Origin of the sequence: Undibacterium sp. Di26W (genome assembly GCF_049340265.1) — a bacterium.
Lineage (GTDB): Bacteria > Pseudomonadota > Gammaproteobacteria > Burkholderiales > Burkholderiaceae_D > Undibacterium.
Map to the genome: position 1 here is coordinate 206,563 of NZ_JBMPOR010000007.1, position 13,687 is coordinate 220,249.

General features: G+C 53.8%; 9 protein-coding genes. 8 read left to right on the forward strand and 1 reads right to left on the reverse strand.

Annotated features, from left to right (window positions below; genetic code table 11):
• Nucleotides 1–6: 6 nt before the first annotated feature.
• From pheS to ACO0LM_RS11465, 4 genes are all read left to right on the forward strand, one after another.
• Nucleotides 7–1,023, forward strand: a complete 1,017-nt coding sequence (gene pheS / locus ACO0LM_RS11450) for a phenylalanine--tRNA ligase subunit alpha (protein WP_422986275.1) — start codon at nucleotides 7–9, stop codon at nucleotides 1,021–1,023.
• Nucleotides 1,024–1,092: 69 nt separating this feature from the next.
• Complete coding sequence (pheT, locus tag ACO0LM_RS11455; RefSeq protein ID WP_423037128.1) at nucleotides 1,093–3,519, forward strand: phenylalanine--tRNA ligase subunit beta; 2,427 nt, start codon at nucleotides 1,093–1,095, stop codon at nucleotides 3,517–3,519.
• Nucleotides 3,520–3,561: 42 nt separating this feature from the next.
• Nucleotides 3,562–3,975: an integration host factor subunit alpha gene (locus tag ACO0LM_RS11460; RefSeq protein ID WP_186949066.1), complete on the forward strand. Its 414-nt coding sequence runs from the start codon at nucleotides 3,562–3,564 to the stop codon at nucleotides 3,973–3,975.
• A gap of 8 nt (nucleotides 3,976–3,983) precedes the next feature.
• A complete protein-coding gene (locus tag ACO0LM_RS11465; protein WP_423037130.1) occupies nucleotides 3,984–4,352 on the forward strand; it encodes a MerR family transcriptional regulator in 369 nt (122 codons plus the stop codon).
• A 150-nt stretch (nucleotides 4,353–4,502) separates the two neighbouring features.
• Here ACO0LM_RS11465 and ACO0LM_RS11470 read toward each other — a convergent pair whose 3' ends face one another.
• Complete coding sequence (locus ACO0LM_RS11470) at nucleotides 4,503–6,485, reverse strand: methyl-accepting chemotaxis protein (RefSeq protein ID WP_423037132.1); 1,983 nt, start codon at nucleotides 6,483–6,485, stop codon at nucleotides 4,503–4,505.
• Nucleotides 6,486–6,770: 285 nt separating this feature from the next.
• Here ACO0LM_RS11470 and ACO0LM_RS11475 point away from each other — a divergent pair, with 285 nt between their 5' ends.
• From ACO0LM_RS11475 to ACO0LM_RS11490, 4 genes are read left to right on the forward strand one after another with little or no spacing between them, the layout of a single operon-like run.
• Nucleotides 6,771–7,538 carry a CerR family C-terminal domain-containing protein gene (locus ACO0LM_RS11475; RefSeq protein ID WP_423037134.1) on the forward strand — a complete coding sequence of 256 codons (768 nt, stop codon included), beginning with the start codon at nucleotides 6,771–6,773 and terminating at the stop codon, nucleotides 7,536–7,538.
• 8 nt (nucleotides 7,539–7,546) lie between these two features.
• Nucleotides 7,547–9,040: an efflux transporter outer membrane subunit gene (locus ACO0LM_RS11480; RefSeq protein ID WP_423037136.1), complete on the forward strand. Its 1,494-nt coding sequence runs from the start codon at nucleotides 7,547–7,549 to the stop codon at nucleotides 9,038–9,040.
• Nucleotides 9,041–9,070: 30 nt separating this feature from the next.
• Nucleotides 9,071–10,330: an efflux RND transporter periplasmic adaptor subunit gene (locus tag ACO0LM_RS11485; protein WP_423037138.1), complete on the forward strand. Its 1,260-nt coding sequence runs from the start codon at nucleotides 9,071–9,073 to the stop codon at nucleotides 10,328–10,330.
• Between the two features lie 9 nt (nucleotides 10,331–10,339).
• Nucleotides 10,340–13,474, forward strand: coding sequence for an efflux RND transporter permease subunit (locus ACO0LM_RS11490; RefSeq protein ID WP_423037140.1), 3,135 nt, complete (start codon nucleotides 10,340–10,342; stop codon nucleotides 13,472–13,474).
• The last annotated feature ends 213 nt before the right edge of the window (nucleotides 13,475–13,687 follow it).

Here is a 13,687-nt window from a genome sequence, read left to right on the forward strand (position 1 = left end):
CAAGGCATGAACCCTTTAGATCAAATCGTCAGCCAGGCACGTGCTGATTTTCTGGCAGCCAATGACGCTGCCGCTTTAGAGAACGCAAAAGCGCTTTACCTTGGTAAGAGTGGACAGATTACCGAACAGATGAAAAGTCTGGGCAAATTACCACCAGAGGAAAAGAAGGTTCAGGGCGCAGTCATCAATGCAGCCAAAGTCCAGATTGAAACCGCCTTGACCGAGCGCCGTGATGCGCTGGCCAATGCGCAAATGCAGACACGTCTGAATGCAGAAGCAATCGACGTCAGCTTGCCCGGCCGTGGCCGCAGCGTGGGTGGCATCCATCCCGTCATGCGCACTTGGCAGCGCGTCGAAGAAATCTTCCGTTCCATCGGTTTTGACGTGGCAGATGGCCCCGAAATCGAAACAGACTGGACCAATTTTACGGCCTTGAACAGCCCGGAAAATCATCCTGCACGTTCCATGCAGGACACCTTTTATGTCGATGGCAAAGATAGCCAGGGCAAGCAACTGCTGTTGCGCACGCATACCAGCCCGATGCAGGTACGTTACGCACGCATGCACAAACCACCGATCAAGGTCATTGCACCTGGTCGCACTTATCGCGTCGACAGCGATGCCACGCATTCCCCGATGTTCCATCAGGTTGAAGGCTTGTGGATCGCTGAAGACATCAGCTTTGCTGACCTCAAGGGCGTGTACCTGAACTTTGTCAAAGCCTTCTTTGAAACCGATGATTTGCAGGTGCGTTTCCGCCCCTCTTATTTCCCGTTTACTGAACCTTCAGCCGAAATCGATATCGCCTTCGGTAGTGGCCCATTGAAAGGCCGCTGGCTGGAAGTATCCGGTTCTGGCCAGGTGCATCCTAGTGTGGTGCGTAACATGGGTCTGGATCCGGAAAAATACATAGGCTTTGCCTTTGGTTCCGGTCTTGAACGTCTGACCATGCTGCGTTATGGCGTCAATGACTTGCGTCTGTTTTACGAAGGCGATTTGCGCTTCCTGAAGCAATTCAATTAAAAAAGCAGCGCATCCCTGAATTTTTGAGTGGCGCATCGCGCCCTGCATCCAACATTAGATGGCTGAATTATGCAATTTTCTGAAAACTGGCTACGTACCATGGTTGATCCGAAGATGACTTCGGATGAGTTGTCCCATCTGCTCACCATGTCGGGATTGGAAGTCGAAGAGGTAGAGCCGGTTGCTCCGCCATTTAATAATGTCGTGGTTGGCGAAATCCGCGAAATTGCCAAGCATCCCGATGCTGACAAGCTCAATATCTGCCAGGTCGATGTAGGCACTGGCAGTTTGCTTAATATCGTTTGTGGCGCACCGAATGTGCGCGTAGGCATGAAGGTGGCATGCGCCATGGTTGGCGCCATCCTGCCACCTGGTGCAGACGGCAAACCATTTGAAATCAAGGTCGGCAAGCTGCGTGGCGTAGAATCCTACGGCATGCTGTGTTCTGCCCGTGAATTGAAATTGTCTGAAGAGCACGGTGGCTTGATGGATTTGCCATCCGATGCGCCAGTGGGGCAGAATTTCCGTGACTACTATCAGTTGAATGACCTGAAATTTACCATCAAACTGACACCGAACAAGGCCGATTGCCTGTCCGTACTCGGTGTGGCGCGTGAAGTATCGGCACTGACCGGTACACCTATGCAAGTGCCGGAAGTGATCGTGCTGCCGGTGACTTTGCAAGAAACCTTGCCTGTCAAAGTCAGTGCGCCTGATCTGTGCGGTCGTTTTGCCGGACGTGTCATTCGCGGTGTGAATGCCCGTGCAGCGACGCCAGAATGGATGAAGCAAAGACTGGAGCGCAGCGGTCAGCGTCCGATTTCTGCACTGGTTGATATCTCCAACTATGTGATGCTGGAACTCGGTCGTCCTTCGCACGTGTTTGATCTGGACAAGATCCATGGCAGCCTGGATGTACGCTGGGGTAAAACCGGTGAATCGTTGAAACTGCTGAACGGTAATACGGTAGAAGTGGATGACTGGGTCGGCGTCATATCGGATGAAAAAGAAATTGAATCCCTGGCAGGTATCATGGGTGGCGATTCCACTGCTGTGAGCCTGGACACACAAAACATTTACCTGGAAGCCGCTTTCTGGTGGCCACAGGCGATACAGGGCCGCGCCCGTCGCTTCAATTTCTCTACTGATGCAGCGCATCGCTTTGAGCGTGGGGTCGACTTTGCATCTATCGTCGAACACATAGAACGTATCAGTGCCCTGATCGTCGAGATTTGTGGTGGTGCCAGCCAGGTCAAACTGGGTCCGGTTGATGACCAGATCATCAATCTGCCACAGCGTCCAGCGGTCAAGCTGCGTACGGCACGTGCCGTCAAGGTCATCGGTGTGGCGCTGGATGATGCAAAGATTGCCGACATTTTCACCCGCCTTGGTTTGCAATTCACACAGGTGCCTGGTGAATTCATGGTAACGCCACCGTCCTATCGTTTCGATATCGAAATCGAAGAAGATCTGATCGAAGAGGTGGCGCGCGTGTATGGTTTTGAAAACATTCCTGCATTGCCGCCCGTGGCTGCGAATGCGATGATGATTGCGCCGGAAAACCAGCGTTCGCTGTTTGCCGTGCGTCGCCTGATCGCTGATCAGGATTATCAGGAAGTCGTCAATTACAGCTTTGTCGAAGAAGCCTGGGAGCAGGATTTTTCCGGCAATGCCCAGCCTGTTCGCCTGTTGAATCCGATTGCCAGTCAGATGAGTGTCATGCGTACCAGCATGATAGGTAGCCTGGTGGCGAATGCCCGCTATAACCTGAACCGCAAACTGAACCGTATCCGTATTTTTGAAATCGGCGCAGTCTATTTGCAGGATGCTAATGTGCAAGATGGTCCGCTGGAAGTCGCCGGCTATCAGCAGCCAAAACGTCTGGCAGCGCTGGCTTATGGCCCGGTTGCTGAAGAGCAGTGGGGGCAGGAAACCCGTAACGTGGATTTCTTTGATATCAAGGCCGACCTCGAAGCATTATTTGCGCCAAAAACATTACGCTTTATCAAGCAGGAACATGTTGCGCTGCATCCTGGACGCAGTGCCGCAATAGAATGTGACGGCAAGCACATCGGTGTTATTGGTGAACTGCACCCGCGCCTGCAACAGAAATATGAATTGCCTTTGGCACCGGTATTGTTTGAGGTGGACGTCGCTGCATTGCAAGATGTGGGCGTGCCGGTGTACCAGGAGATTTCCAAATTCCAGGCGGTTACCCGGGACCTGGCACTTGTTGTCAAACAGGCAGTAATGGTGCAAAATTTGCTAGACGTATTCCAGGCTGAAATTCGCCAGAATGAAGCCTGCAAGATAGTGCAAGCCGTTGTTTTGTTTGATGAATATCGTGGCAAGGGCCTGGAAACTGATGAGAAAAGTCTTGCTTTCCGCTTTAGCTTGCAAGATACTCAAAGTACCCTGCAAGATGATAAAGTAGAAGCTGCAATGAATGCACTGGTGGTCGCCGCCAGTCTGCAATTTGCAGCCCGTCTGCGTTAAATTTGCGTGAACCTGTTAGATTTACTTGGGAAGAGTTTTAAAATGAATGACGTTATTTCCGCTGAATTTCAGTCGGTGCTGGATGCTGATTTGAATCGTGCGATGCTGGAAGCCAGGGCGCGCTCACAGGCGGAAAAGGAGTTGCCGACCTTGACCAAGGCAGAATTGGCTGAGCTGTTGTTTGAGCATGTAGGCTTGAACAAGCGTGAAGCCAAGGACATGGTAGAAACTTTTTTTGATGAAATCCGTGATGCACTGGAAAGGGGCGAGGCCGTCAAGTTGTCCGGCTTTGGCAATTTCCAGTTGCGTGACAAGCCTCAACGTCCTGGTCGTAATCCCAAGACCGGGGAAGAAATTCCTATCACTGCTCGTCGTGTCGTTACCTTCCACGCCAGTCAGAAGCTCAAGGGCATGGTCGATGACGTCGGCAGTCAACCTCTGGCCCACGCTGCCTGACATTTTCCATGACAGAAATCAAGATCGAGTCTTTTGTGCTGCCGCCTATTCCGGCCAAGCGGTACTTTACGATAGGCGAAGTTGGTGAGCTATGTGGCGTTAAGCCACATGTTCTGCGTTATTGGGAGCAGGAATTCTCACAGCTCAAACCGGTAAAGCGGCGTGGTAACCGTCGTTATTATCAGCATCATGAAGTGTTGCTGATACGCCGTATCCGCGAATTATTATATGAACAAGGCTTTACCATCAACGGTGCCAGAAACAAGCTGAACGTCAATGGCGGCCCGGCAGAGGTGGAAGTGCGTGAAGCAGAGCCGGTCAACCTGCATCAGATCCGGGATGAGTTGAAATCAATTTTGAGTTTGCTGAAAGTCTGATACCGGCTGCCATGACCAAATTTACCCCTTCAGCTTTGAAGCGGGTAAAAAAAACAAAAACCACCGCAAGGTGGTTTTTGTTTTTGCTGCTGCATCTGCGCATCTTCATCTATTGCTGTTGTTATTGCTGCCGTTTTTTTGAACTAATCATCATGCTGCCAGCTTGCGCGTGGCTGGTTTGGGCGGCAGGTAGTCAGTGATACTGGTCAGATGCAAATGCTGAGTTTCTGTTGCTGATGCCTGGGTTTTAAAGACGCTGACTGCGGCACCCAGCAAGGCTGCCTGCTGTTCCAGTTTGGCAGTCGATTCGCTGGCTTGTTCTACCAGGCAGGTATTGTCCTGGGTGATCTGGTCTATATCGGCAATGGCCTGGTTGACGTGAGAAATACCCACGCTTTGATCCTGGCTCGCTTGCGCAATCTGCCGTATGAGTTCGGTCACCAGATCTACATTTTCAGCAATATCCTGCATGGTCTTGCCTGCGGTGTTGATCATGCTGCTGCCGGCTTCCACTGCCTGACCGGATGCCGCGATCAGGGCCTTGATTTCCTTGGCGGCAGTGGTGCTGCGTTGCGCCAGATTTCTTACCTCGGCTGCCACCACGGCAAAGCCACGTCCTTCCTGACCGGCGCGGGCAGCTTCTACAGCGGCGTTCAGTGCCAGGATATTGGTCTGGAAGGCGATACCGTCCATGACGCCGATAATTTCGGTAATTTTCCTGGAGCTTGCACTGACGGTTTGCATGGACAGGATAGTGCTATCCATGACTCGCAAACCGTGCTGTACTCTTTCGGCCGAGCTGTGAATCAGGCTGTTGGCCTGCGCCAGGTTACCTGCATTTTCCGTGATAGTAGCGGTCAGTTCATCAATGGCGCTGGCAGTTTGCTGCAAGGCTTCCGCCTGGCTTTCCGTGCGGCTGGCGAGGTCAGTATTTTCATCATGGATTTCTCTGGCGATCACATCCACCGTGAGGGCACCATTGCGGATATTCGTCACCATGTCACACAAGTGCTGGTTCATCGCGCCGACGGCATTGATCAACTGCGCCAGTTCATCCTTGCCCTTGCTATGCACACGGTTTTGCAGATTGCCGGCAGCGGTTTCAGCAATGGCCTGAGTTAACAGTTTCAGGTCGCTGGTCAGTGCCAGGTAAATGGCGATCAGGAAGTAGGTGGCGATGACCAGCAGCGCAATGATACAGGCCGACATCTTCCATGAACGCTGGTTCACGTCTTCGATATCGGTATTCAGATTCTGGTTGATCAGTGTGGCGATGACGGTCTCTGATTGTGTCAGTTTTTCTATGCTACCCAGGCCCGCAAGCAAGAAGGCATCACCGGAACTTTGATTGACCGAGGCCAGGACTTCATCCTGTGAACGGGCCAGGAATTTTTTTGCATCTTCGATTTGCTGCTGTATGTTTGCTTGTGCCGCCGTGTATTGCGGCGCATGCTGACTGATATCTTGCATGAGCTGGGCCAGGCTGTTCAACTCATGCCGCGCCAGCATATGCATGGAATTCAGCATGACATCTTCACCCGCTTCAAACAGGCCGCTGTCGATATAGGCAGCACCGCGTCCGGCTATCAGCGCCAGCTTTTCTTCAATCTGGGGCAGGGTGCTGACATAGGCATTCGCCAGTTGATGTGTTTTCAAATCACCATCCAGCGTCAGTTTGGATGTGTGGGCGATGGCCGTGACTTCGTTATCGATAGCCTGTATCAGCTTGCTGTGTTCGGCAAAGCTCTCCGGTGCCTTGAAGCTGTTTTGTTTTGCCAGTATGGCTGACCATTGTGTTTTCAGGGCTTCTTGGCGGTCCAGCTGTTCCAGTGCTTCGTCAATCCTGGTCTGGTTTTCAGCCAATGCATTGCCGGTTTGTTTATTCCCCTGCAGGCGCATATGTTGTAGCGCACGCTGCTTTTGCAGTAGCCCCCGCAGCTTGCCTCTTTCTGCAATGGTATTGATGGCAGTCTGCTTGGCTTCGATTTGCAGGATGTCGTTTCTCATATCCCGAAACAGCAGGAAGAGTACGACCAGTAAGGGTATGCCGAATGCCAGAGCGACAAAACTGAATTTGTGGGCGATCCTGACGTTGCGCATCAGACGAATGGCGGGGGAGCTGAATAAGTTCACTTTGAGGCACCAATCATGAGAAATACAATTTTTGAGAGCCTAATCCGTCAATATGACTATGCCGTGACAGTTGGCTTGTCTTCAGGAAATATTCTGCTCCATCTCAAACCTCATGCCGGAAAGCTTATGGTTTTGAATGAAAGTGGGGCACAAAGGTAATGACATGGAATGCCAGAGGAGGGGCTGATGTGTTTTATTGCTTTGGCGATATATAGATATGTAGTCGGGTGGGTTTTTTCATATGTTAGTTAAATCAAACGTTTGATTTATGTTAGGATGCATTTCATGAAAAAGTCCAGCCACAATAAAACTGTAAGCGAAACCGCCAGCCAAACCGCCAGCCGGTCTATCCAGCCAGAATTGCCTGTACCATCCACGACGCATAGTGGCAAGCCGTTACGGGTGGATGGCATAGAGGCGCGTACCCGCTTGCTTGACAGTGCCCTGCAATTATTTGCCGGAAGAGGATATGCCAAGACATCCACACGTGAAATCGCCAGGGTTGCTGAGGTGAATATTTCTGCCATCAGTTATTACTTTGGTGATAAGGCAGGCTTGTACCGGGCGGTGTTTAACGACCCGCGCAGCAATCCGAATGTGGATCCGGCTATTTTTGAGCAATCTGAAACGCAATTGCGCGACATATTGTCAGCGCTGATGTGTTCGTTTACCGATTCCCTGAAACAGGGGGAGATGGTAGAGCAATGCATGAAACTGCATTTCCGCGAAATGCTGGAGCCCACCGGTTTATGGGGGGAAGAAATCGATACCATGATACGCCCAGCCCATCAGGGACTGGTCCGTTTGTTGTGTCGCTATCTGGGTATCCGGCGCGCTGACGATGATGTGCACAGGCTGGCTTTTTCCGTTACAGGCCTGGCAGTTTCCCTGATGGTCAGTCGTGATCTGATGCAGGTCATACGACCGGCATTGATCGCCAGACCCAAGGCCATCGATGTTTATTCATCCCGCTTGGCTGATTACGCCATGGCCATGTGTGAAGACGAAAAACGGCGTCGATTTTTGCATTCTTCCGATAATTTAACTTCATAAACAGCGATATGATCATTCGACGTTTGATACTTACTGCCGGCAGTGTTTCTCTGCTTGCTGCCTGTGCCACCACCAACACCGGTGTGGCGGGTATGGCTACCGTGCCGGCGCAATGGCAGGCGGCCTTGCCATCCACTGAAAAAAATACCGAGCTGCGGTCCTGGTGGCAAGCCCAGGGTGACGCCACCCTGGTAGAACTGATTGATGCGGCGCAAGCCGTCAGCCCATCGATTGCGCAAGCCTGGTCACGCATAGAAGCAGCCAGGGCGGCCAGGGTTGCCAGTGGTGCGGCCTTGCTGCCTTCGCTGGATACGGTGGCGAATGTCAGCGGGGCAAAAAATCAGATTGGCGTTCCGGTCGCGAGTACGGCGCAAGTGGGTTTGCAGACTACGTGGGAACTGGATCTGTTCGGTGCCAATCGCGCCACCAATCAGGCAGCAGAGGCGGATCTGGAAGGTAGCAGGGCGCAATGGCATGATGCCCGCACGGTGGTCGCGGCGGAAGTGGCCCAACTGTATTTTTCTGTGCTGAGTTGCCGTCAGGTCGCCGATATTACTTGGCAGGATGCCCGTTCCAGGGCAGAAACTGCACGTGTGACAGACCTCAGTGCGCAGGCCGGCATGACATCGAATGCAACTGCCAGCCTGACGCGTTCCAGTGCGGCAGAGGGAAATAGCCGCGCCATCCAGCAGGCAGCCCAGTGTGACCGTGACATCAAGGCACTGGTTGCCATGACAGCCAGGCCAGAGCCGGAACTGCGGCAAAAGCTGGATGCCCTCAGCCGTGATGCAGCGACAAAGAATTTGCTGCCATTGGGAATCAGTAGCGTACCAGCGCAAGTCTTGCAGCAACGTCCTGACGTGTACGCCGCAGAAAAAGAAGTGAGCATGGCCAGTTCCCAGATCGGTGCGGCAGAAGCGCGTCGTTATCCGCGCCTGACACTGAGTGGATCGATAGGCAGTATGCGTTACCGCAGCATGGGCACTGACAGCAGCATGGATACCTGGTCTATCGGCCCGCTGGCACTGACACTGCCCATCTTTGATGGTGGCCAGGCGGTAGCCAATGTTGACGCAGCAAAGGCGCGCTATCTGGCTGCCAGCAGCAGTTACGCCAGCAAGGTCAGGCAGGCCGTGCGTGAAGTTGAAGAAGCGCTGGTGAATTTGCAAAGCACCGATGCCCGCCGCCAGGATTCGGAACTGGCTGCGCGCGGCTATGCGCAGGCATTGCAGGCAACCACGGTACGCTACAACCAGGGCATGGCAAGTTTGCTGGAACTGGAAGATGCAAGACGTACGGCGTTTGCCTCACAGTCATCGCTGATCAGTCTGCAACTTGAAAGAAATAATGCCTGGATCGCGTTATACAAGGCATTGGGTGGCGGCTGGGACATGCACACACCTGCGGCCAATCCCGTGCCTGTTGCGCCGCTGATGCCATCTGCCGCATCTGCCTCATCTCCCGCATCTGCCGATAGCGTCACCACCCCATCACATTCCTGAATTTAACGAATAATAGAAAGCCTCATTCATATGATCCCATTCATTTCACGCAAACCAGTTTTCCTGGGCTTGAGTTTGGCGGGTGTTGTTGCAGTCGCGGCTGGTGGCTTGTGGATTTCTTCCACATCTGTTGCTGCAGATGCTAACTCAAAGCCTGGCAGCGCCAGTGCTTCGGCAAGTGCAACCGCGCCAACCAAGCCGGCACTGACGGTAACCACCACCAAGGCAGTGGCAGGCAACTTGCTCATCAAGCTGGCCGCCAATGGCAGTGTTGCTGCCTGGCAGGAAGCATTGATAGGATCAGAAGCCAATGGCCTGCGCATACAGGAACTGCATGCCAATATCGGTGACCATGTGCAGCGTGGCCAGTTGCTGGTGAGTTTTTCCAGCGATACCGTGAAGGCCGACCTGGCCCAGGCCCAGGCCAGCCTGTCAGAGGCACAAGCCAATCTGGCAGATGCCGTCGCCAATGCCGACCGTACCCGCGCCTTGCAATCCAGTGGCGCTCTGAGTGCGCAGCAGGTTGGGCAATACCTGACAGCCGAACAAACTGCCAAAGCCAGGGTGGAAGCCGCAAAAGCAAATGTCGATGCACAGCAACTGCGCATGAAAAATACCCGTGTGCTGGCACCAGACAGCGGCATCATCACCGCCCGATCGGCAACCCTGGGTGCGGTGGTGGCCAACGGGGCTGAACTGTTTCGCATGATACGTCAGGGCCGTCTGGAATGGCGGGCAGAAGTCACGGCCAGTGAAATGGCCAGATTGACACCCGGCACCGAAGCCGTCGTCACCGCCCCCGGTGGCACGCAATGGAAGGGCAAGGTCAGGGTGGTATCGCCGACTGTCGATGCACAGACCAGGATGGGTCTGGTGTATGTGGACCTGTTACCGGCTGCCGCCGCTGTTGCTCCAGGTGCATCCGTGCAGGGTAAGCCACAAATGGCAGCGCAGGCGAATCTGCAGGCATTCAAACCTGGCATGTTTGCCAAAGGTGAATTTGTCATGGGTAGTTCACAGGCATTGACGATTCCTCAGCAAGCAGTGGTGGTGAGGGATGGTTTCAGCTATGCCTTCCGCCTGAATCCAGATGGTCGCGTGACCCAGATCAAATTGCAGACTGGCCGTCGCGTCAGTCTGCCGCAGGGTGATCAGGTTGAAGTGACCCAGGGCCTGAATGCCGACAGCATCATTGTCGCCAACGGTGCCGGCTTCCTGAATGATGGTGATGCGGTGAAGGTGGTGACTGCTACAGCCGCAGTGGCCGGACCGGCACCTGCAAAAAATTAAGGGGCAAACGTGAATTTTTCATCCCTCTCCATCAAGAATCCGATTCCAGCCATCATGCTGTTTGTGTTGCTGACACTGGCCGGCATATTGTCGTTCCGCACCACCATCGTGCAAGATTTTCCGGATATAGAATTGCCCATCGTGACCGTCAGCGCACCGTTGTCCGGTGCGGCACCGGCGCAATTGGAAACCGAGGTCGCCCGCAAGATAGAAGATGCGGTCGCGTCCTTGCAGGGCGTCAAAAACGTCTATACCAAGGTGCTGGACGGTGACGTCGAAGTGACGGTCGAATTTGTTTTGGAAAAAGTCATTTCTGATGCCGTCAATGAAGTACGCGACGCTGTGGCAACCGTGCGTGCCGACTTGCCTAGCGAAATGCGTGACCCTACGGTGAGCAAGGCATCAACCGCTGGCCGTGTCATCATGACGTATACCGTCGAAGCGACCGAACCTGACAAAAACAGTAATGTAGTGGCCGGTGAAAGCAGTAAACCGGATGCACAGGACCTGAGCTGGTTTGTTGACAATACCGTTTCAAAACGTCTGCGCAGCGTACCCGGTGTGGGAGCTGTCAAACGCATGGGTGGTGTAACCCGTGAAGTACGGGTGGAACTGGATACCGCCAAAATGGCGGCGCTGAATGTGGCAGCCGTGGATGTATCACGCCGCCTTAAACTGGTGCAGCAGGAAGCGCCGGGTGGTCGTGGTGACGTCAGTGGTGCCGAGCAATCGGTGCGTACCATTGCTACCGTCAGGACGGCAGCCGAACTGGCTACACTGGATGTTCCTTTGCCGGATGGCCGTCACATACGCCTGGACCAGGTGGCCAGGGTGCTGGATACCGTCAGTGAACCACGTTCTGCCGCAACGCTGGATGGCAAGCCAGTGGTCGGGTTTGAAGTCTTTCGTACCAAGGGGGCGAGCGAGGTGGATGTGGCCAGGGGTTCACGTGTTGCAGTCGAAGAATTGCAGGCGGCGCATCCGAACATGAAATTCCATCAGGCCATCGATAATGCCCAGCCTGTGGAAGAGAATTTTGATGGCTCCATGGATTTGCTGTATGAAGGGGCCTTGCTGGCCATTCTGGTGGTGTTCTGGTTCCTGCGCGACTGGCGTGCCACGCTGGTCGCGGCTGCGGCCCTGCCTTTGTCGGTGATTCCTACTTTCCTCGGTTTGAAATATTTCGGCTATACCCTCAATACCGTGACCTTGCTATCATTGGCGTTGGTAGTGGGCGTGTTAGTGGATGACGCGATTGTGGAAATTGAAAACATCGTCCGCCATTTGCACATGGGTAAAACACCGATGCAGGCAGCGATGGAAGCGGCCGATGAAATCGGTATGGCCGTCATCGCCACTACCTTTGCGCTGGTCGCGGTGTTTTTGCCGACGGCCTTTATGGGCGGCGTACCGGGCCTGTTCTTCAAGCAGTTTGGCTGGACGGCAGTGATTGCGATTCTGGCTTCGCTGGTGGTGGCACGTTTGCTGACACCGATGATGGCGGCATACATCATGAAGTCACCGAAACCAGGCAAGGCTGGCGTGCATGGTCAGCCAGACGGCTGGCTCATGACGCGTTATATGAAAACCATGCAGTGGTGTTTGCGTCATCGCCTGGTTACCATGATCGCTGCGACGATGTTTTTTGTTTGCTCGATTGCGCTGGTCGGCTTGTTGCCTACCGGTTTCGTGCCATCGGCAGATCGTGCACAAACCCAGGTCAATATAGAACTGCCGCCAGGCAGCACCCTGGCAGAAACCCGTACAACGGCAGAGCAGGCCAGGGTCGCCATCATGCGCGACAAGAACATCATCAATGTATTCAGTTCCATCGGTGGTGGTTCCAGCGGTGATGCTTTTGCGCCAGGTGCAGCAGCAGAAGCCAGACGCGCCGTGCTGACTGTGACGGCGGTGCACAGGAATAACCGTAAGGATTCCATCAGTGATATCGATGCCAAGATACGTAAGGAAGTGGCAGATATTTCCGGTGCCAAGTTCACCGTGGGGCCGCCGGATACCGGTGTCAAGATGCAACTGGTCTTGCAGAGTGAAGATCCCTTGGCCCTGATAGAAGCGGCTCAAAAAGTCGAAAGGGAATTGCGCACCCTGAAGGGCATAGGCAATGTCAGTTCCAGTGCATCGCTGGTGCGTCCTGAAATCATTGTGCGTCCCGACCCGGCCAGGGCTGCCGATCTGGGTGTGACTGCTGCCAGCATAGGTGAAACCGTGCGTGTGGCAACCGCGGGTGATTATGACCAATCCTTACCCAAGCTGAATCTGTCGCAACGTCAGGTGCCCATCCGCGTGAAGCTGCCAGACAGCTTCAGGGCAGACCTGGCGGAGATAGAACGCCTGACCGTACCTGGCAAAAATGGCCCTGTCATGCTGGGTACCGTTGCCAGCGTGACGATGGAATCCGGCCCGGCACAGATAGACAGGTTGAACCGCAAGCGCAATGTGACCCTGGATGTGGAACTGGGTAACCGTCAACTGGGTGAAGTCAATGAAGAAGCGCGTGCCTTGCCCAGCATGAAAAACCTGCCACCTTCAGTCAGTATTGCTGAACTGGGCGACGCGCAAGAGATGCAGGCCCTGTTCGCCAGCTTTGGTATCGCCATGCTGATCGGCGTGTTGTGTATCTATGGTGTCCTGGTCTTGCTGTTCAAGGATTTCTTGCAGCCGGTGACTATCCTGGCAGCCCTGCCTTTGAGTATCGGTGGTGCTTTCGTGGCCTTGCTGGTGACCGGGCGTGCGCTGTCCATGCCATCCATGATAGGCCTGATCATGCTCATGGGTATCGTCACCAAGAACTCCATCCTGCTGGTGGATTACGCTGTCATCGCACGGGAAGCCGGCATGAGTCGGTTTGATGCCCTGGTGGATGCCTGCCACAAGCGCAGCCGCCCCATCATCATGACCACCATTGCCATGGGGGCCGGCATGATGCCGCTGGCTTTGGGCTGGGGCGCTGACCCCAGCTTCCGTTCACCGATGGCAATTGCGGTGATAGGCGGTTTGATTACCTCAACCCTGTTGAGCCTGTTGGTGGTACCGGCAGTGTTTACCTATATCGATGACTTTGAACATTTGCTGGGAAAAATCAGGCATCGGCTGAAAGGTAAACCGGTCCCAGCGACATCGTAATAAATTCGTGATGAATACTTGAAGCTGGATCAAAAAGCTGTTTTCTGATCCAGCCTATTCCAAGTTATTCCAGGTTATTTGATTCTACAAACCCAAAGCCCGGGTGCATGCAGATGCACCCGGGCTTTTGTGCATTTCCATGGCTGCATGCCAATCCTTAAAGTAAATTGTCTTTTGGAAATGCTTATATTGTACTGAATTACTAAATTGTTA